Genomic DNA, 19,472 nt, shown 5'->3' with positions numbered 1-19,472 from the left:
CCGTCCGGGCGGCGTCCGGGCGGCGCCCGGCGACGGATTCCGTACGGGTCCGGTGGCCGAAGTCGTGCGGATTCCGCATGCGGGCGGTTGCGCGGGCGGGCGGTTCCGCGGGTAGGCGGATTCCGGCGTGCGGGCGCCTCGTCAGGCGGCGGGTATCGGCAGTGGGCGCTTCTCGAGGGCGGCGGCCATCACCTCGGGGAAGAGGTCGGGGGTGCAGGCGAAGGCGGGGGCGCCGAGGGCCGCGAGGGCGGCGGCGTGCTCCCGGTCGTAGGCGGGCGCGCCTTCGTCGGAGAGGGCCAGCAGGGCGACGAACTGCACGCCCGAGGCCTTCATCGCCGCGACCCGCTTGAGCATCTCGTCGCGGATGCCGCCCTCGTAGAGGTCGCTGATGAGGACGACGACGGTGTCGGCGGGGCGGGTGATCCTCGACTGGCAGTAGGCGAGCGCGCGGTTGATGTCGGTGCCGCCGCCGAGCTGGGTGCCGAAGAGGACGTCGACCGGGTCGTCGAGCTGGTCGGTGAGGTCGACGACGGCGGTGTCGAAGACGACCAGCCGGGTGGCGATCGCCCGCATGGAGGCGAGGACGGCGCCGAAGACGGAGGCGTAGACGACGGAGGCGGCCATGGAGCCCGACTGGTCGATGCAGAGGACGACCTCCTTCTTGACCGCCTGGGAGGCCCGGCCGTAGCCGATGAGCCGCTGCGGGACGACCGTGCCGTACTCCGGCAGGTAGTGCGCGAGGTTGGCGCGGATCGTGCGGTCCCAGTCGATGTCCCGGTGGCGGGGGCGGCTGATGCGGGCCGAGCGGTCCAGGGCGCCGGTGAGGGTGGCGCGGGTGCGGGTGGCGAGCCGCCTCTCCAGGTCGTCGACGACCTTGCGGACCACGGCCCGCGCGGTCTCCTTGGTGGTCTCCGGCATCGCCTTGTTGAGCGACAGCAGGGTGCCGACGAGGTGGACGTCCGCCTCGACGGCCTCCAGCATCTCGGGCTCCAGGAGCAGGGTGGAGAGCCCGAGCCGGTCGATCGCGTCGCGCTGCATGACCTGGACGACGGTGCTGGGGAAGTATCTGCGGATGTCACCGAGCCAGCGGGCGACGGAGGGCGCGGAGCCCCCGAGACCGGCCGATCGGTCGCGCCCGCGGGGCGCCTTGTCGTACAGGGCGGCGAGGGCGCCGTCCATGGCGGCGTCGGTGCCGGTGAGGGCGCGGCCGGTGCCGTCGGCCTCGCCGCCGCCGAGGACCAGCCGCCAGCGGCGCAGCCGCTCGTCGTCGGCGGTCGGGTGCGTGGGGATGGTGGCGGTGGTGCTCATACGGGTGCCTCCGTGCCGAGGATGAGGTGGAGCAGGGGCAGGACGGCGTCGGCGCGCCGCTCGTCGAGGTCTGTCGCGAAGCCCGGTACGTCGACGGTGGCGGAGGAGCCGCCGGCGGCGGGCCCGCGGGCTACGAGCTCGCCGAGGGTGCGGCGCACACCGGTCTCGTAGGCGGCGAAGGTCCGCCGCAGCAGGGGCAGCACGTCGGTGAACGCCTCGGCCGGTACGGCGCCCAGCCAGTCGTCGACCAGGCCGAGCAGCCGCTCGTCGTGGACGAGCAGCAGTCCGCCTCCGGAGGCGCCGCCGACGAACCCCTCGATCCAGGCGGCGGCGTCGGCGGGCGGAGTGCCGGGCGACAGCGCGAGCCCCATCAGCCGGGCGGCCTCGCCCTCGGCGAACCGCCCCTCGTCCAGCAACAGCCGCGCGGCCCGCCCCCGCAGCACCCCGGGCACCCGGTCCCGCTCGACCAGCCGCTGGAGCACCCCGGCCCACCGCCCGGCCAGGCCACCCCCCGGGCCGGAGGCGGGGCGGGCGTCGTCGTCGGGCCGGGCGGTTCCGTCCTCGGGGTGGCGGGAGTCCGGGAGGAGGCCGATGGCCGTGTGGACGCCGTCGATCCGGTCACGCATGTCGGCGGCGGCGTCAGTGTCGAGCCCGGTGCAGGCGGGCGGCAGGCCGACGCAGATGCGTTCGGCGAGGCCGGCGGCGACCTCGGCCAGGGCGGTGGTGTCGGTGGCGCGCACGTCGCCGTAGCGCAGCGAGCGGGCGAGGGCGGGCAGGGCCTGGGCGAGGTGGGCGACGTCCGCGTCGAGGGCGGCCCGGTCGGCGAGCGCGTGCAGCACGGCGGGCAGGGCGTCGCCGAGGCCGGCCAGCAGGCACTGCTCGGCGAGGGCGGTGACGGTCGCGAGGTCGTCCGCGGCGGCGGCCTGCGAGGCGGCCTTGGCCGTGGCCGCGGCCTCGACGGTGGTGCCCCAGACACCCGCCTCGGCGACCTGCACATGGAGCTCGGGCTCCCAGCGCAGCCGCCAGCTCTCCCGGAAGGTGCCGGTGGAGCCGCGGCCCGAGACCGGGCCGCCCCAGCCGACCCCGAGCAGCCGGAGCCGGTGGAGCAGCCGGCTGCGGGCCGCGTCGTTGTCCTTGCGCAGGTCGAGTTCGAGCTCGCGCTCGTTCGCCTCGGGCTTGAGCCGCAGTCCGCGCTGGAGCCGTTCGAGGTCGCGCTGGAGCGGTACGGCGGGGGCGCCGGGCGGGACGGTCCCGAGGACGTCGCCGACGACGAGCCGGTCGCGGACCAGGTCGAGGGGCACGTCGGAGCCGTCGCCCATGACCGCCCGGACGGCGTCGGTGGTCTCGCCGAGGCCGGGCAGCGGCCGGCCCCGCAGCACGGCGAGGGTGTCGGCGAGCCGTACGGCCTCGATGACATGGGCGGAGGAGACGGGCAGGTCCTCGTCCCTGAGGAGCCCGGCGACCCTGGTCATCCACCGCTCGACGGGCCGGTCGGGGGCGGTGAACAGGTGCGCGTACCAGCCGGGGGCGTCGATGCCCGCGCCGTAGCCGGAGCGGCGGGCGAGGCGCCGGTGGGTCCAGGGCACCCAGGTCAGCTCGGTCTTGACCTTGGGCAGCCCCTTGAGCAGGGCGCGGTCGGCGGTGACCCTGCTCCCGCGGCGCAGGGCGGGCACGTGCCAGGCGCCGCAGACGACGGCCACATCGTCGCCGAACTCCTTCTGCGCCGCCCGCAGCTGGATCCGCATGTACGCCTCGCGCACCAGGTCGCGGGGGTGGCCCCCGTGCCCGTACGCCTCGCGCAGCGCGCCCATGGCGTCGGCGAGGGCCTCGAAGGGGGCGAACGGGTCGGCGGCGCCGCGCAGTTCGACGACGTCCTCCCACCAGCGCTCGGCGTCGTCGTACCCGGCGGCCCCGGCGAGCTCGGCGATGGGGTCCACGCGCAGTCCCCGGTCGGCGACCTCGTCCTCGTCGCCCCAGGTGGGGTCGGTGGCGGCGAGGGTGTGGGCGGCGGGCAGGTCGACGAAGCGGACCTCGGCGCCGTGCGCGAGGGCCCAGCGGATGGCGACCCACTCGGGCGAGAACTCGGCCATGGGCCAGAACGCGGCCCGCCCCGGGTCGTCGACGGCGTGGGCCAGCAGGGCGACGGGCGGCCGCATCTCCTCGTCGGCGGCGAGCGCGACCAGCGCGTCCGCTTCCGGAGGCCCCTCGATGAGCACGGCCTTGGGCCGTCCCGCCTCCAGGGCGGCGGCCACGGCCCGGGCGGACCCCGGCCCATGGTGCCGCACGCCGAGCACCAGCGGCCCGGCGGCCGGTGCGGGCCCGGGGGCGGATGGAGAGGCGGGGGCGGGCGTGGGGCGGGCGGCTCCGGCGGCGCGGGCGCGGGTGGTCGGGTCGCCGGTGGGCCGCGTCACGCGCTCACCTCGCGGCAGGCGCGGTAGAAGTCCTTCCAGCCGTCTCTCTCGCGGACCACCGTCTCCAGATACTCCTGCCAGATCACCCGGTCGGCCGCCGGGTCGCGGACCACCGCGCCGAGCAGCCCGGCGGCGACGTCGGCGGAGCGCAGCACGCCGTCCCCGAAGTGGGCGGCGAGGGCGAGCCCGCCGGTGACGACGGAGATCGCCTCGGCCGTCGACAGCGTCCCGGACGGCGACTTGAGCTTGGTGCGGCCGTCGGTGGTCACGCCGTCGCGCAGCTCGCGGAAGACGGTGACGACCCGGCGGATCTCGTCCACGCCCTCCGGCACGGCCGGCAGGTCGAGCGAGCGCCCGATCTGGTCGACGCGCCGCGCGACGATGTCCACCTCGGCGTCCGGGGTGGCCGGCAGCGGCAGCACGACGGTGTTGAAGCGGCGGCGCAGCGCGCTGGAGAGCTCGTTGACCCCGCGGTCGCGGTCGTTGGCCGTGGCGATGAGGTTGAAGCCGCCGACGGCCTGCACCTCCTCTCCCAGCTCCGGGATCGGCAGGGTCTTCTCGGACAGGATCGTGATGAGGGTGTCCTGCACGTCGGCGGGAATGCGGGTCAGCTCCTCGACCCGGGCCGTCATGCCCTGCGCCATGGCCCGCATGACGGGGCTGGGCACGAGGGCGGCGCGGCTGGGGCCGTGGGCGAGCAGCTGCGCGTAGTTCCAGCCGTAGCGGATGGCCTCCTCGGGGGTGCCGGCGGTGCCCTGGACGAGGAGCGTGGAGTCGCCGCTGACAGCGGCGGCCAGGTGCTCGGAGACCCAGGTCTTGGCGGTGCCGGGCACGCCGAGCAGGAGCAGGGCGCGGTCGGTGGCGAGCGTGGTGACGGCGACCTCGACGATGCGGCGCGGGCCGACGTACTTCGGTGTGATCACCGTGCCGTCGGGCAGCGTGCCGCCGAGCAGATAGGTGGCGACGGCCCAGGGCGAGAGGCGCCAGCGGGCGGGACGCGGCCGGTCGTCCGCGGCGGCGAGCGCGGTGAGTTCATGGGCGAAGGCGTCCTCGGCGTGCGGCCGCAGGGCCGTGCCGCGGGAGCCGTCGGTCGTGCCGGCCGTGGTGGTCGCCGTGGTGTTTTCGGGCAGGGTCATGGGTCCCCCTCCAGATCGTTCGACCTGCTGTGCGATCCACGGTGCACCATGCCACTGACAATCGGCTCGGGGCGGGGGAAACCGCAGGTGGGGGCCGTTGTCAGTGGCGGCCCGTACGGTCGTTCGCATGACTGAGCAGGGGGTGCGCTGGACGGCGGATCAGGTGCTGGCACTGGCTCCTGACGACGCGTCGCGCAAGGCGGGAAGCAGGCTGGGTTCGCCCGGGCCGTGGTCCGGGACGGGGTGCGGCGACCGGGAGGCCGTGTGGGGTCTGTGCAAGGGCAGCGGGAAGACGCCGTATCGGACGGTCGTCGACACCGCGGGCCCGGCGTACGCGTGCAGTTGCCCGAGCCGGAAGTTCCCGTGCAAGCACGCGCTGGGCCTGTTGTTGCTGTGGGCCGGCGGCGGGGTGCCGGACGCCGGGGCCGAGGCGCCGGACTGGGCGGAGACGTGGCTCGCGGGGCGGCGCGCGCGGGCCGAGAGCGCGCGGGCCGGGACGGATTCCGGCCCGGCGGACCCCGAGGCGGCGCGTCGCCGCGCCGCGCGGAGGGCGGCGCGGATCACCGCGGGGGCGGAGGAGTTGGAGCGGCGGCTCGCCGATCTGCTGCGCGGCGGGCTCGCCTCCGCCGAGACGGCGGGGTACGGCCTGTGGGAGGAGACGGCGGCCCGCATGGTCGACGCGCAGGCCCCCGGTCTCGCGGGCCGGGTGCGCGAGTTGGGCGCGATAGCGGGTTCGGGCCCCGGCTGGCCGGTCCGCCTCCTGGAGGAGTGCGCGCTGACCCATCTCCTCGACCGCGCCTGGCTGTCCGCCGACCGGCTGCCCGGACCGCTGGCGGCGACCGTGCGGAGCCGGGTCGGCCTGTCGGCCCCGCCGGAGGGTCCTGTGCTGCGCGACCGGTGGCTGGTGCTCGCCCAGTACGACGCGGGGGACAGCCGTCTGACGACCCGCCGCATCTGGCTCCACGGCCGGACCAGCGGCCGCACGGCCCTCCTGCTCTCCTTCGGCGCGGCCGGCCGCGCCCCTGAACTGGCCCTGCCGGTCGGCGTCGAGCTGGACGCCGCACTGCGGCCGTACGAGGGCGGCGGCGGCCTGCGGGCGGAACTGGTCGACCGGTTCGGCCTCTCCCCCTCGACCACCCCGCCCCCCGGCACCTCCCTCGCCGAGGCCCTCACCGCCTACGGCCTGGCCCTGAACGAGGATCCCTGGCTGGCCGCCTGGCCGGTCACCCTCTCCGCCGTCGTCCCGGCCCGCGCGGACTACGGCTGGCAACTGGCGGACGGGAGCGGCGCGGAGGCGGTGCCGACGGGCGGCGCGGACCCCGGGGGGACGGGGTCGACGGCCGCGAGCCCCACGGACACGGCCGCCGCGGCCGAGGACAGCGAAGGCGGCCCGGGCGACGGGGCCGCGGTCCCGGGGCGCGCGGGCACGGCGGGCACGGCGGGCACGGCTGCCGACGACGGGCCGGGGCTCGGGCTCGGGCTCGGGCGGGAGGCCATACCGCTGAGCCGGGCCGCGCAGGGGCAGCCCGGCCTGTGGCGGCTCGTCGCCCTGTCGGGCGGGGCGCCGCTCACGGTGTTCGGGGAGGTGGGGCACGAGGGGTTCACCCCGCTGGCCGCCTGGGCGCCGGACGCGCCCGGCGAGACGGTGCCGCTCGTCTGACCCGTCGCCGACCACTCGACACACACGTCTGGAGGAGTCCATGGACGCCTGGGAAGAGCTCGTCACGTCGGCGCTGCTGGGCACCGACCGGAAGCCGCCCACGGGGAGCGCCGGGGACGCGGCGGCCGTCGCGCTGCTCGACGCGGCCGCGGTACACACCGTACGGCGCAGGGCGGGGCTGCGGCCCGGCCCCGCGGCGGCGCCGCTGGAGGCCGCGCCGGAGGACGACCGCAGGCCGCTGCCCGAGGCGGCCGGACGCCGGCTGGGCCAGCTCCTCGCGGGCCGGGCCGCGCCCGCGCCGTCCGGGGGGCGGCGCGGGGCGGCACCCGACCTGACCGAGCTGCTGCCCCAGTGGCTGGCCGCAGCCAACGAACACGGCTACCGCGCCCCGGCCGCCGCGCTGCCCGCCCTTCTGGACGCGGCCCGGGCCAGGACGGATCTGCGGCCCCAGGCTCTGGCCTTCGCCGGGCCACGCGGGCTGTGGCTGGCCCGGCTCAACCCGGAGTGGAAGTTCGCGCTGCGCGGGGCGGGCGCGGGCGGCGCGCTGCCCGACCCCGGGGACCGGGACGCGGTCCTGGCCCTGTGGGAGGAGGGCCTGTTCGCGGAGCGGGTCGCGCTGCTCTCGGCCGTACGGGCCGAGGACCCGGCCCGCGGCCGGGAGCTGCTCGCCTCGACCTGGGGCACGGAGCGCGCCGAGGACCGGCTGATGTTCCTGGACTCTCTGCGGGCCGGGCTCGGCCCGGCCGACGAGGAGTTCCTGGAGGCGGCGCTGTCCGACCGCAGCCGCAATGTGCGGGCGACGGCCGCCGAGCTGCTCTCCGCGCTGCCGGGCTCCGCGCTCGCCGCGCGGATGGCCGAGCGGGCCGCGTCGTGCGTCTCCCTCGACCGTACGAGGGGGGCGGAGCGGATCGTCGTGGAGGCGCCGCACGAGTGCGACGCCGGGATGCGGCACGACGGCGTGGCGCCCACCCCTCCCACCGGGCGCGGCGAGCGTTCCTGGTGGCTGGGCCAGATCGTCGAAGCGGCGTCGCTGGACTGCTGGCCGACGCGGTTCGGGGGCCGCGGGCCGGAGGAGATCGTCGCGCTGCCGGTCGCGGACGACTGGCGGGGCGAGCTGCACGCGGCCTGGTGCCGGGCGGCGGTGCGCCAGCGGAACGCGGACTGGTCACGGGCGCTGCTGGGCTCCCCCGCGGCCCCGCAGGCCACCGGCCCCGGCACGTCCTCGCTGGCGGAGCGGGCGCAGTTGCTGTCCACGCTTCCGACGGAGGAGCGGGCGGTGTGGGTGGCGTCGTTCATAGCGGCGCACGGCCTGTCGGAGGCGTTCCAGCTGCTCGGCGTCTGCGCGGTGCCGTGGGCGGAGCCGCTGGGCGGGGCGGTCGTCGACGCGCTGGACATCGCCCGCGACGCGGGCAGCTACCCCTGGAGCTTCAGCGGGGTGATGGGCCTGGCCGAGCGCTGCCTGTCCCCGTCCACCGCTCCGCAGCTGGCCGCGCTCACCGCTCTTCCCGCCGAAGCGGAGGACGCCTCCCCCGGCGCCGGCGGCTACTGGTCGGAGGCGTTCCAGCGCCTGGTCTCCACCCTGGAACTGCGCGCCTCGATGCACGCGGAACTGACCGCGCCGCCGACCTCGCCGCCGGCCGATCCCCCGCCCGCGCCCTGACCCCACCCGCTGCGGCCTCGGGGCCGGGCCAGGGCAGGGCCTCGGGCACGACGACGGGGCGGCCCTGGGTCCGTGACCCGGGGCCGCCCCGTCGGTGTCGTGGTTCCGGCTCGCTGGAAAGGTCGTCGTCAGGCGGCCACGCGCACGTTGGCGTTCACCCAGTCCACGATCGACGCGGTCGTCGCGCCCGGGGTGAAGATCTCCGCCACGCCCTTCTCCTTCAGCGGCGCGATGTCCGCGTCCGGGATGATGCCGCCGCCGAAGACCTTGATGTCCTCCGCGTCGCGCTCCTTCAGGAGCTCGAGCACCTTCACGAACAGCGTGTTGTGAGCGCCGGAGAGGATCGAGAGGCCGATCGCGTCGGCGTCCTCCTGGATCGCGGTGTCCACGATCTGCTCGGGCGTCTGGTGGAGGCCCGTGTAGATGACCTCCATACCGGCATCGCGCAGCGCCCGCGCGATCACCTTGGCCCCGCGATCGTGGCCGTCGAGACCCGGCTTGGCGACCACCACGCGGATCGGACCGGTCACACCCATCACTGCCTCCACATGCGACCCCCGCGCTGATTGCCGGGGAGGTGAACGAACGTTATCGCCAGCATCCCGCACCCGACCGTTTCGCGGTGGGCAGCGAGGGGGAAATCACACGTGGGACATTGTTCGCTCCGCTGAGGAGCCGCCACGGGGTCGCCGTACCACCGCGCCGCCACCCGCACGGCACGGAAGTGCGGCGCAGCTCCGTACGGGACGGGACGGAGGCCGCGATGGCGCTCACCCCCACCGCACTCACCCGCAACATCTCCGGACGCTTCACCCTCCGGATCGCCGACCGGATCGCCGACCGCATGAAGGCGACAGCCCTGGATCTCGCGATCCTCGCCGGTCACCTGGTGCTCTATCCCTCCGGCCTCGTCGCGGAGCGCCGCGGCCCGGCGGACCCCGGGGCCGCCTCCACCACCCGTCCCGTCGTCCTCCTGCACGGCTTCGTCGACAACCGTTCCGTCTTCGTCATGCTGCGCCGCGCCCTGGCCCGGCACGGCCGTGACCGTGTCGAGTCGCTCAACTACTCCCCGCTCACCTGCGACCTCCGCACCGCCGCCGAGCTCCTCGGACGCCGGGTGGAGGAGTTGCTCGCCCGGACCGGGCACCGCGAGGTCGACCTGGTGGGCCACAGTCTGGGCGGTCTCATCGGCCGCTATTACGTACAGCGCCTCGGCGGTGACACACGGGTGCGCACGCTCGTCATGCTGGGCACCCCGCACGCGGGCACGACGTTCGTGCCGCTGGCCGACGCCCATCCGCTCGTGCGCCAGATGCGGCCCGGTTCGGAGGTGCTGCGGGAGCTCGCGGGGCCGGCGCCCGGCTGCCGTACCCGGTTCGTGAGCTTCTGGAGCGATCTGGACCAGGTGATGGTGCCGGTGGAGACGGCCCGGCTCGACCACCCCGATCTGCTCGTGCACAACGTGCGGGTCAGCGGCGTCGGGCATCTCGCCCTGCCGGTGCATCCGACGGTCGCCGTCGGCATCCTGGCCGCCCTCGACGACAGCGGGCCGGCGGCGGAGGCGGAGAGCGGGCCGGAGGGTTCCGCTTCGGTGGCCTGACGGGTCACCAGAGGGCCTCCTTTCTTCGAACGTTCTTCGAACACAGAGCCAAAGCTCTCTCCTCAAGTCGCCGAAAGGCGGCCGATTGCCCGTTTCCTGGCGGCTCGAAACCCGCCGAAGATTGTCGGGCGCGCATACCGCCGGGTACAGTCACGCCACTGCTTGACCCCCTGCTGCCGAGGCGAGAGAGAAGTTGGTGAACGACCAGCACCCCCACGCCGGGTACGTCACGGACGCCACCCAGACCACGGGCAGCTTCGCCGTCGACCCACTGTTCGGCACCTACGACGCCGGATACGACGCAGGCCAGGGCGGTTACGCGGACCACTCGGCGCAGTCCGGTCAGCACGGGTACAGCGGTTACACCGACTACAGCGGCCAGTGGGACACCGGCTCCCACGCCTCGTACACCGCGACCGGCCAGTGGGACGCCACCGCCTGGACCGAGGCGCAGCAGACCGGCCAGTACGAGGCGGCGGCCTTCGCCTCGTACGACACCACCGGCCAGTGGACGACGCCGGGCTTCGAGACCGGGACGTACGACGCCACCGCCTGGAACCAGGCCACGCCCGAGCCGGTCGTCCCGCACCAGTACACCCCGGAGCACTCCCCCGAGCAGAGCTCCGAGTTCGCCTTCGAGTCGCCCGCCTACGCGTATGACCCGGCCTCGTACGAGACGGCCGCCTACGAGACGGTCACCTACGACACGCAGGCCCACTCGCAGGCGGCCTACGACACGACCGCGACGTACGACGCGACGGCGACGTACGACACCACCTCGTACGCGCAGCAGGAGCAGGACTTCGAGGCCTTCCACGGCGCCGAGACCATGGTCGCCCTGGAGCTCGACGCCGAGCTCGGCGCGGATCTCGACGCCGTCGACCCCGGCCACGACATCACCCCCGATGTCACTCCCGAGGTCCCCGCCGCCGCGGGCCCGGCCGCCCGCCCCGTGCGCCGTTCCGGCGGTGGCGGCAGCCGTGGCCGACGCCGTACGCCCGCCAAGCGGTCCGCGCTGCTGACCGTCGCCGTACCGTCGGCCTGTGTCATGGGTGTCGCCGGAATCGCCGCCGCCTCCGTCAGCGGACTCACCGACTCCGGTGCGGACACCAAGGACGACACCACGTCCCTGGCGGCCGCCGACCCGGCCTCCGTCAAGCAGGTCGCCGCCAACAGCAAGCTGGACACGCAGCTCGCCGCGCTCAGCGCCGACGCCCGCGACTTCGGCGACCGGGCCAGCCGCACCCAGGAGCGCATCGACCTGAAGCTGCGCCAGGAGGCGGAGAAGAAGAAGCGCGAGGAGGAGGCCGCCCGCAAGGAGGCCCTCCGCCCCAAGTTCTGGCTGCCGGTGAAGCTCCACCAGCTCAGCGCCCGCTACGGCCAGTCCGGCGTCAACTGGATGTCCGTGCACACCGGCATCGACTTCCCCGTCCAGTACGGCACGCCCGTGATGGCCGCGACCGACGGCACCGTCCGCACGCAGTGGAACAGCGCCTACGGCAACATGGCGATCGTGACCTCCCCGGACGGCACCGAGACCTGGTACTGCCACCTCAGCAGCACCAAGATCCGCTCCGGCAAGGTCAAGGCCGGTGACGTCATCGCGTACTCCGGCAACTCCGGCAACTCCACCGGCCCGCACCTCCACTTCGAGGTCCGGCCGAACGGCGGCGCGGCGATCGACCCGCTGAGCTGGCTGCGCAGCCACGGTCTCGACCCGACCGACTGATCCGTCGTACGCGTCGTACGTACGAGGAAGGGGCCCCCGCCGACACCCGGCCGGGGCCCCTTTCCCGTACGCCTGCCTCTTACAGCTTCTCGACCGGCGCGTACCGCAGCAGCAGCCGCTTCGGCTTCTCGTCGCCGAAGTCGATCGTGGCCTGCGCGTCCGCGCCGACGCCCGTCACCGCCATGACCGTGCCGAGACCGAACTGGTCGTGCGTGACCCGGTCGCCGACCTGGAGCGCGATCACCGGCTTGTCGTTGGTGCGCCGGGTGGCGAAGCCCGAGGGGCCGGAGCGGGAGCGCGAGGAGGACAGCGAGGACGTGATCCCCGAGGTCGGTCCGGCGGGCTTGGCCATCGGGCCGGTCCGCTTCCACTCCAGATACGTGGCCGGGATCTCCTCCAGGAAGCGCGACGCCGGGTTGTACGAGGGCTGGCCCCAAGCGCTGCGCATCGCGGAGCGGGTCAGATAGAGGCGCTCGCGGGCGCGCGTGATGCCCACATAGGCGAGGCGGCGCTCCTCCTCCAGCTCCTTGGTCTGACCGAGGGCGCGCATGTGCGGGAAGACGCCGTCCTCCATGCCGGTGAGGAAGACCACCGGGAACTCCAGGCCCTTGGCGGTGTGGAGGGTCATCAGGGTGATGACCCCGGAGCCCTCCTCGTCCTCGTCGGGGATCTGGTCGGAGTCGGCGACGAGGGCGACCTGCTCCAGGAACTCGGCGAGCGATCCGCCCTCTTCACCGCGCTCCTGCTCGAACTCCAGGGCCACGGCGGCGAGTTCCTGGAGGTTCTCGATGCGGGTCTCGTCCTGCGGGTCGGTGGAGGCCTGGAGCTCGGCCAGGTAACCGGTCCGCTCGAGCACGGCCTCCAGGACGACGGCCGGTCCGGCGCCCGAGTCGACGATGGTGCGCAGCTCCTCCATGAGCGTGTTGAAGCGCTTGACGGCGTTGGCGGAGCGGGCCGCCATGCCGTACGCCTCGTCGACGCGCTTGAGCGCCTGCGGGAAGGTGATCCTCTCGCGCAGCGCGAGGGCGTCGATCATCGCCTCGGCGCGCTCGCCGATGCCGCGCTTGGGAACGTTGAGGATGCGGCGCAGCGGCACGTTGTCCTCGGGGTTGGCGAGGACGCGCAGGTAGGCCAGGACGTCGCGGACCTCCTTGCGCTCGTAGAAGCGCACGCCGCCGACGACCTTGTAGGGCAGTCCGACGCGGATGAAGATCTCTTCGAAGACGCGGGACTGGGCGTTGGTTCGGTAGAAGACGGCGACGTCGCCGGCCTTCGCGTCGCCCGCGTCCGTGAGCCGGTCGATCTCGTCGGCGACGAACTGGGCCTCGTCGTGCTCGGTGTCGGCGACGTATCCGGTGATCTGCGCGCCGGCGCCCGCGTTGGTCCACAGGTTCTTGGGGCGGCGGGACTCGTTGCGCTCGATGACCGCGTTGGCGGCGGACAGGATCGTCTGGGTGGAGCGGTAGTTCTGCTCCAGCAGGATCGTGGTGGCGTCCGGGTAGTCCTCCTCGAACTGGAGGATGTTGCGGATGGTCGCGCCGCGGAAGGCGTAGATCGACTGGTCCGCGTCACCGACGACGCACAGCTCGGCGGGCTCCAGGTCCTCGTAGCCGGTGCCGACCAGTTCCCGTACGAGGGTGTACTGGGCGTGGTTGGTGTCCTGGTACTCGTCGACGAGGACGTGGCGGAAGCGGCGGCGGTAGTGCTCGGCGACGTCGGGGAACGCCTGGAGCAGGTGGACCGTCGTCATGATGATGTCGTCGAAGTCCAGGGCGTTGGCCTCGCGCAGCCGCGCCTGGTACATCCGGTAGGCCTCGGCGAGGGTCTTCTCGAAGCCGTCGGCGGCCTGGTCGGCGAAGGACTCCTCGTCGATCAGCTCGTTCTTCAGGTTGGAGATCTTGGCGCTGAAGGACTTCGGCGGGAACTTCTTCGGGTCGAGCTCCAGGTCGCGGCAGACCAGGGCCATCAGACGCTTGGAGTCGGCGGCGTCGTAGATCGAGAAGGAGGACGTGAAGCCAAGCTTCTTGCTCTCCCGGCGCAGGATGCGGACGCAGGCGCTGTGGAAGGTCATGACCCACATGGCGTTGGCGCGCGGGCCGACGAGCTGCTCGACGCGCTCCTTCATCTCGCCGGCGGCCTTGTTGGTGAAGGTGATCGCCAGTATCTGGCCGGGGTGGACGTGCCGGGTGGCCAGGAGGTGGGCGATGCGGTGGGTGAGCACCCGGGTCTTGCCCGAGCCGGCGCCGGCGACGATGAGCAGGGGTGAGCCGGTGTGGACGACGGCGGCGCGCTGCTGCTCGTTCAGCCCGTCCAGGAGCGCGGCGGGGTCCACGACGGGGCGGTGGGCGCCGTCGCGGTAGTACGCGTCCCGGGGGGCCGGGGGCGCGTCGAAGTGGTCCCCGAAGAGGCCGTGCGGAACCTCCTCCGCGGCCGGGGCGCCGTGCTCGTCCTCGGGCAGGGGCGGAGGCTCCTCCGAGGAGTGGTTCTGGAGGCTCGCCAGGAAGCTGTCGTCAAAGAGGCTGTTGCTCATCGCCTCACGAGTCTAGGACGCCGGACTGACAGTCCGCTCCCGTCTCCCGAAGTGACCGGATTCTCACGGAAGGTGACCCTCCGGTTCAGGTCACGGAAATGTATCGGGCATATCGCGCATCGGCCTTCCCAGCCGTCCCACGGCTCGCTAGCGTGCTCGCCCAAGCGGCCCGTCCCCTACCCCTCCCCACCGTCGGCGAACCACGCCGAGCGGGCGGCCCACGCCGAGCCCGGCCCGCTCCCCACGGCCCCGTCGCTCCCGCGGCCCCGTCGTGGTGCCCTTCGGCGTCCAGGAAGGAGATGCCGGCCTTGGCGTCCCACCGCAAGCCGCGCACCACCCGCCCCCACGCCACCGCCTTCGGCGTCACGACGGCCGCACTCGCCTCCGTCACGCTTCTCTCCGGGCAGAGCGCGCTGGCCGCGCCCACCGCCCCGGCGGCTCCGACGGCCCCGACCGCTCCCGCCAAGCCGTCGGTCGAGGAGATCCGGAGGAAGGTCGACGAGCTGTACCGGCAGGCCGGCGCGGCGACGCAGGAGTACAACCGGGCCAAGGAGGCGACCGACCGGCAGCGCGGCAGGGTCGACCGGATCCTGGACGACGTGGCCCGCCGTACGGAGGCCATCAACGCCTCGCGCCGCGCGCTCGGCTCGTACGCGGCGGCGCAGTACCGCACCGGAGCGGTCGGCCCGACCGCCACCCTGATCTTCGCGGACAGCCCGCAGGACTACTTCGACCAGACCCATCTCATGGACCGGCTCTCCCAGCGGCAGCACACGGCGATCGCGCGGTACGAGGCGGAGCGCGCCGCCGCGGCGAAGCTGCGGGCCGAGGCCGCCCGGAGCCTGGTGGAGCTCACCGACGCGCAGAAGGCGCTGCGGACGAGCAAGCAGAGCGTGCAGCGGAAGCTGGCCGAGGCGCGGACGCTGCTGGCGAGGCTGACGGCGGAGGAGAAGGCGCGGCTCGCGGAGCTGGAGCGCCGGCGGGAGGCCGAGGCCCGCCGCAGGGCGGAGGAGCGGGCGAAGGCGGAGGCGGCCGCGCGGGCTGCGGCCGAGGCCGAGCGCGAGCGGCGGGAGGGGACCCGGCCGACGCCCTCGCCGACGCCGGCCACACCGCCGTCCTCCGGCTCCTCGTACGAGGCGAAGGCCGCGGAGGCGATCGCCTTCGCCCGCGCCCAGATCGGCAGGCCGTACGTCTGGGGCGCGACCGGCCCGAGCTCCTACGACTGCTCCGGCCTCACCCAGGCCGCGTGGCGGGCGGCGGGCGTCGACCTGCCGCGTACGACGTGGGACCAGGTGAAGGTCGGCACGCGGGTCGCCACGGACGACCTGCTCCCGGGCGATCTCGTCTTCTTCTACGACGACATCAGCCACGTCGGGATCTACATCGGGGGCGGCAAGATGATCCACGCGCCGAAGCCCGGGGCGTACGTGCGCGAGGAATCGATCTTCTCCATGCCGATCTACGGCAGCGTGCGTCCGGCCTGAGGCTCGGACCCGTGGCGGTGCGTCAGACCCAGAGGGTGGCGATGAAGATGTTCGCCACGGTCAGGCCGCCGACGGCGCCGAAGAGGCCCTTGTCGACCCTCTCCTCGTCGCGCTTGACGTAGACGAGGCCCAGGATCACCACGAGGACGGCGAGCTTGATGCCGATCTTGAGGTTGTTCACCGTCTGGTCGTCGGCCTGGTTGAGCCCCACGAGGGCCACACCGGTGACCAGCATGGTCAGGGCGCCGTGCAGCATCGCCGGGGTGAAGCGGGCCGTACCGGCCCCCATCGCCTTCATCTGGGTGAGGAATCCGCCGAGCAGGGAGGCGATTCCGATGATGTGCAGGGCGACGAAGACATGAATGAGTACGTCCATGGGGCGGAGCCTAACCGGGGCCATAGCACCGGCCTCGGGGCGGGTCCACCTTGTCCGGCGCTTCGGTCAGGCGACCGCAGGAAGCGCCGTCCGAGCACGACCCTGCCCGAAAGGGAACGGACCGAGAACGTCAACTGACGCCAATAGCGGTCAACTCCCCGCAGCCGGTCGGCGGCCAGGTTTAGCGTCCTCCCCCAGGTGACCGGCTCCCCACCACCGCCGTCCTCGGCGGCTGTCGGTCACCCCCGCCGAGAAAAACCGGTGGCGGCCCGTCTCCCCTGTGCGGGCCGCCGCCGGCCCCGGCGGGCAGCGTCCCCCACAGGGAGAGGATGTGACCCGCCCTCGTGGCAGCGCACCGCAAGCCCAAGCACTCTCCTCTCGGCGGCACTCTCGGCGGCCAGGCCGCCCGCACCGCGGCCACCCTGGCCCTGGCCTCCGCCGCCACCGCGACCGTCTTCGAGGGAGCCGGGCACGCCACGCCCCGTCCGACGCCCGCGCAGGTGAGGACCCAGGTCGACCGGCTCTACGAGGAGGCCGAGGTCGCGACCGAGAAGTACAACGGGGCGAAGGAGCGGGCCGACCGGGCGCGGGCCGCCTTCGACCGGCTGCGCGACGAGGCCGCCCGCAGGACCGACCGGCTCAACCGCTCCCGCGAGACCCTGGGCGCGTTCGCGGCCGCGCAGTACCGCTCGGGTGGGCTCGACCCGGCGATCCAGCTCGCGCTCACCTCCGACCCCGACCAGTACCTGGAGCGGGCCGCGCGCGCCGAGAAGGCCGGGGACCGGCAGGCCGCGGCCATCGCCGCCGTACGGCGTGAGCTGACGGCCGTACGGCAGCTGCGCGGCGAGTCGGAGGGCCGGCTGCGGGAACTGAAGGCCCACGAGGCGGAGCTGCGGCGGCAGAAGACGGCCGTGCAGGGCAAGCTGGACGCCGCCCGGACGCTGCTCGCCCGGCTCACCGCCGAGGAGCGGGCGCGCTACGAGGCCGCCGTGGCGGCCGGCGGTCACGGCACGGGCACCGGGGGCGCGGCCACGGCCCGGGCCGACCGGACCTCCGCGGTCCGCGGACCGATCGCGGCGCCCACCGCCCGCGCGGCCGAGGCGATCGCCTTCGCACGGGCGCAGCTCGGCAAGCCGTACGTGTGGGGCGCGACCGGTCCGTCCGGCTACGACTGCTCGGGGCTCACCCAGGCCGCCTGGCGCGCCGCCGGGGTCTCCCTGCCGCGCACCACCTACACCCAGATCAACGCGGGCCGCCGGGTCCCGCGCTCCGAACTCGCCCCGGGCGACCTGGTCTTCTTCTACTCCGGCATCAGCCACGTCGGCCTCTACATCGGCGGCGGGCAGATGATCCACGCTCCCCGCCCGGGCGCCCCGATCCGGGTCGCCCCGATCGACGAGATGCCCTTCGCGGGCGCCACCCGAGTCGGCTGACGCGGCGACGGCGCCGACCGCACCAGGCGGTGACTACACCAGGCGGCGGGCGGTCGCCCAGCGGGTCAGCTCGTGCCGGTTGGAGAGCTGGAGCTTGCGCAGCACCGCCGAGACATGGGACTCGACCGTCTTCACCGAGATGTAGAGCTGCTTGGCGATCTCCTTGTACGCGTAACCCCGGGCGATCAGGCGCAGCACCTCCCGCTCCCGCTGGGTGAGCCGGTCCAGGTCCTCGTCGACGGGCGGTGCGTCCGTCGAGGCGAAGGCGTCCAGGACGAACCCGGCCAGGCGGGGCGAGAAGACGGCGTCGCCCTCCTGGACCCGGAAGATCGAGTCGACCAGATCGGTGCCGGTGATCGTCTTGGTGACATAGCCGCGGGCGCCGCCGCGGATCACCCCGATCACGTCCTCGGCCGCGTCGGAGACAGACAGGGCCAGGAAGCGGACCGGGTGCTCGGTCGCCGCCATCAGGCTCGCGCAACGCCGCAGCACCTCGACACCGCCGCCGCCGGGCAGGTGGACGTCGAGCAGGACGACCTCGGGGCGGGTCGCGGTGATCACCGTGACCGCCTGCTCCACGTCGGCCGCCTCGCCGACCACCTCGACACCGGTCACGTCGGTCCGGCCGATCTCGGCCTGCACCCCCGTGCGGAACATGCGGTGGTCGTCGACGAGCACCACGCGCACCCGGCGCTCCGTGCCCTGCGCCGCCGCCCCGCTCCCGGTCACGGTCTCGTCGCTCATCCGTCCGCCCTCTCCATCTCCAGCTCCACTTCGGTGCCCCCGCCCGGCACGGATCTGAGCCGCGCCGATCCGCCGTTGCGCTGCATCCGGCCGATGATCGATTCTCGTACGCCCATCCGGTCCCCGGGCACCGCGTCCAGGTCGAATCCGGGCCCGCGGTCCTTGACGGAGACGAAGACCGTCCGGCCCTCCACCTCCGCGAAGACCTGGACCGGCCCGCCCTCGCCACCGTACTTGGCGGCGTTGACCATCGCCTCGCGCGCGGCCTGCATCTGCGCGCCCAGCTTCTCGTCGAGCGGGCAGTCGCCGACGACCACGACCTCCAGCGGGACGCCGTGCTTGTCCTCGACCTCCGCCGCGGCCCGCTTGACCGCGTCGGCGAGGGTGGTGGGCTCCTCGTCCTCCTCCTTGCCGGTGCCCTCCGGCCGATACAGCCAGTTGCGCAGCTCCCGCTCCTGGGCGCGGGCCAGCCGGCGGACCTCGCCGGGGTCCTCGGCGTTGCGCTGGATCAGCGTGAGCGTGTGCAGCACGGAGTCGTGGACGTGGGCGGCGACCTCGGCGCGCTCCTGGGCGCGGATGCGCAGCGTGCGCTCCTCGCTCAGGTCCTGGGACATCCGGACCAGCCAGGGCCCGGCGAGCAGGGCGATCCCGGTGAGCACCGCGACGGCGGCGGTCAGCGCCGTGCCCAGCTGGGTGACCGAGCCACGGACCACGAGGAAGACGGCGAGGCCGGTGCCGACCAGGGCGACGCCCACGAGCCCGCGGACCAGTTGGAGGACGCGCCGGCGCCGGTCGGGATCGGTCCAGCTGGCCCGGCGGGCGTTGTCCGCCTGCCGCCAGACGAGGACGACGCCGACGCCGATCAGCAGGGACGGCCAGATGTAGCGACCGGCCTGCTTGTCGACGTTGAGATTGCCGATGAAGGCGGTGATCCCGAGCGCGAGCGCGATCAGGGCGAAGACCTGGCCGCGGTCGGGCTTGCGGAGGCGTCTTCGACCGTCCGGGGTGGTCTCGAACACCGGCCGGGGAGCGGAGCGGCCGCCGACACCGAGCGGGACGACGATCCAGAACACCGCGTACAGCAGCGCGCCGAGTCCGTCCGCGAGCATGAGGGCGACGAAGAACGCGCGGACCCAGATGACGGGCAGGCCGAGGTGTCCGGCGAGGCCGCGCGCGACACCGCCGAGCCACCGGCCGTCGGCGCTGCGATAGAGCCTGCGCACGGGCGGTTCGTCGATGTCGGTGACACGAGCGGCTGCGGACATGCACCGATCGTCACACGTTCGGCCGCCCTCGGACATCAGGGTCGGCCCGGATATCGACCCTGGAACCGTCTCGGGGTACCGCGGCCTCGGAAGATCAGGGTCAAGGCAGGGTCGGTCCCGGTGCCGCGGAGGGTCA

14 protein-coding genes are annotated in these 19,472 nt (G+C 74.1%); 6 read left to right on the top strand and 8 right to left on the bottom strand.

From position 1 onward, the window contains the following. Window positions 1–141: 141 nt before the first annotated feature. The 3 genes from ACFY7C_RS30685 to ACFY7C_RS30675 are packed head-to-tail and all read right to left on the bottom strand — an operon-like array spanning window position 142 to window position 4,855. Window positions 142–1,308 carry a VWA domain-containing protein gene (locus ACFY7C_RS30685; RefSeq protein WP_389656613.1) on the bottom strand — a complete coding sequence of 389 codons (1,167 nt, stop codon included), beginning with the start codon at window positions 1,306–1,308 and terminating at the stop codon, window positions 142–144. Beyond that, window positions 1,305–3,719: a DUF5682 family protein gene (locus ACFY7C_RS30680; protein WP_389656610.1), complete on the bottom strand. Its 2,415-nt coding sequence runs from the start codon at window positions 3,717–3,719 to the stop codon at window positions 1,305–1,307. The genes ACFY7C_RS30685 and ACFY7C_RS30680 overlap by 4 nt, the downstream gene beginning before the upstream one ends. Next, the gene (locus ACFY7C_RS30675; RefSeq protein ID WP_389656607.1) at window positions 3,716–4,855 is read right to left on the bottom strand and encodes an AAA family ATPase; all 1,140 of its coding nucleotides are present in this window, start codon (window positions 4,853–4,855) and stop codon (window positions 3,716–3,718) included. Before ACFY7C_RS30675 ends, ACFY7C_RS30680 begins: the two co-directional genes overlap by 4 nt. A gap of 127 nt (window positions 4,856–4,982) precedes the next feature. On the opposite strand from ACFY7C_RS30675, the gene ACFY7C_RS30670 reads away from it, so the two are divergent. Together ACFY7C_RS30670 and ACFY7C_RS30665 are read left to right on the top strand one after the other, a co-directional pair. After that, the gene (locus tag ACFY7C_RS30670) at window positions 4,983–6,515 is read left to right on the top strand and encodes an SWIM zinc finger family protein (RefSeq protein WP_389656604.1); all 1,533 of its coding nucleotides are present in this window, start codon (window positions 4,983–4,985) and stop codon (window positions 6,513–6,515) included. Between the two features lie 40 nt (window positions 6,516–6,555). Then, the gene (locus tag ACFY7C_RS30665; RefSeq protein WP_389656601.1) at window positions 6,556–8,175 is read left to right on the top strand and encodes a DUF5691 domain-containing protein; all 1,620 of its coding nucleotides are present in this window, start codon (window positions 6,556–6,558) and stop codon (window positions 8,173–8,175) included. A 128-nt stretch (window positions 8,176–8,303) separates the two neighbouring features. On the opposite strand, the gene ACFY7C_RS30660 is transcribed toward ACFY7C_RS30665, so the two are convergent. Beyond that, on the bottom strand, window positions 8,304–8,711 hold the full coding sequence (locus ACFY7C_RS30660) for a cobalamin B12-binding domain-containing protein (protein WP_158989561.1): 408 nt from the start codon (window positions 8,709–8,711) through the stop codon (window positions 8,304–8,306). 227 nt (window positions 8,712–8,938) lie between these two features. Between ACFY7C_RS30660 and ACFY7C_RS30655 the strand changes: the two genes are divergently transcribed. Together ACFY7C_RS30655 and ACFY7C_RS30650 are read left to right on the top strand one after the other, a co-directional pair. Further along, the gene (locus ACFY7C_RS30655) at window positions 8,939–9,775 is read left to right on the top strand and encodes an esterase/lipase family protein (RefSeq protein ID WP_389656597.1); all 837 of its coding nucleotides are present in this window, start codon (window positions 8,939–8,941) and stop codon (window positions 9,773–9,775) included. A 196-nt stretch (window positions 9,776–9,971) separates the two neighbouring features. Continuing rightward, the gene (locus tag ACFY7C_RS30650) at window positions 9,972–11,504 is read left to right on the top strand and encodes a M23 family metallopeptidase (protein ID WP_389656594.1); all 1,533 of its coding nucleotides are present in this window, start codon (window positions 9,972–9,974) and stop codon (window positions 11,502–11,504) included. A 79-nt stretch (window positions 11,505–11,583) separates the two neighbouring features. Here the strand turns inward: ACFY7C_RS30650 and pcrA are convergent, their stop codons facing one another. Further along, the gene (pcrA, locus tag ACFY7C_RS30645) at window positions 11,584–14,034 is read right to left on the bottom strand and encodes a DNA helicase PcrA (RefSeq protein ID WP_389656591.1); all 2,451 of its coding nucleotides are present in this window, start codon (window positions 14,032–14,034) and stop codon (window positions 11,584–11,586) included. 299 nt (window positions 14,035–14,333) lie between these two features. Here pcrA and ACFY7C_RS30640 point away from each other — a divergent pair, with 299 nt between their 5' ends. Continuing rightward, on the top strand, window positions 14,334–15,518 hold the full coding sequence (locus ACFY7C_RS30640; protein ID WP_389656588.1) for an NlpC/P60 family protein: 1,185 nt from the start codon (window positions 14,334–14,336) through the stop codon (window positions 15,516–15,518). Window positions 15,519–15,540: 22 nt separating this feature from the next. Here the strand turns inward: ACFY7C_RS30640 and ACFY7C_RS30635 are convergent, their stop codons facing one another. Further along, window positions 15,541–15,894 (bottom strand): hypothetical protein, encoded by a 354-nt coding sequence (locus ACFY7C_RS30635; RefSeq protein WP_389656585.1) that lies wholly within the window; start codon window positions 15,892–15,894, stop codon window positions 15,541–15,543. Window positions 15,895–16,238: 344 nt separating this feature from the next. Between ACFY7C_RS30635 and ACFY7C_RS30630 the strand changes: the two genes are divergently transcribed. After that, window positions 16,239–17,327 (top strand): NlpC/P60 family protein, encoded by a 1,089-nt coding sequence (locus ACFY7C_RS30630; RefSeq protein ID WP_389656582.1) that lies wholly within the window; start codon window positions 16,239–16,241, stop codon window positions 17,325–17,327. A 33-nt stretch (window positions 17,328–17,360) separates the two neighbouring features. Here the strand turns inward: ACFY7C_RS30630 and ACFY7C_RS30625 are convergent, their stop codons facing one another. Both ACFY7C_RS30625 and ACFY7C_RS30620 read right to left on the bottom strand, forming a co-directional pair. Then, window positions 17,361–18,071, bottom strand: a complete 711-nt coding sequence (locus tag ACFY7C_RS30625; RefSeq protein ID WP_389656579.1) for a LuxR C-terminal-related transcriptional regulator — start codon at window positions 18,069–18,071, stop codon at window positions 17,361–17,363. Beyond that, window positions 18,068–19,336 carry a PspC domain-containing protein gene (locus tag ACFY7C_RS30620; RefSeq protein WP_389656576.1) on the bottom strand — a complete coding sequence of 423 codons (1,269 nt, stop codon included), beginning with the start codon at window positions 19,334–19,336 and terminating at the stop codon, window positions 18,068–18,070. Before ACFY7C_RS30620 ends, ACFY7C_RS30625 begins: the two co-directional genes overlap by 4 nt. Window positions 19,337–19,472: the final 136 nt, after the last annotated feature.

It is taken from the genome of Streptomyces sp. NPDC012769, from assembly GCF_042901205.1.
GTDB lineage: Bacteria > Actinomycetota > Actinomycetes > Streptomycetales > Streptomycetaceae > Streptomyces.
The sequence above is the reverse complement of the archived record's forward strand: the minus strand, read 5'-3'. Positions and strand labels throughout refer to the sequence as shown.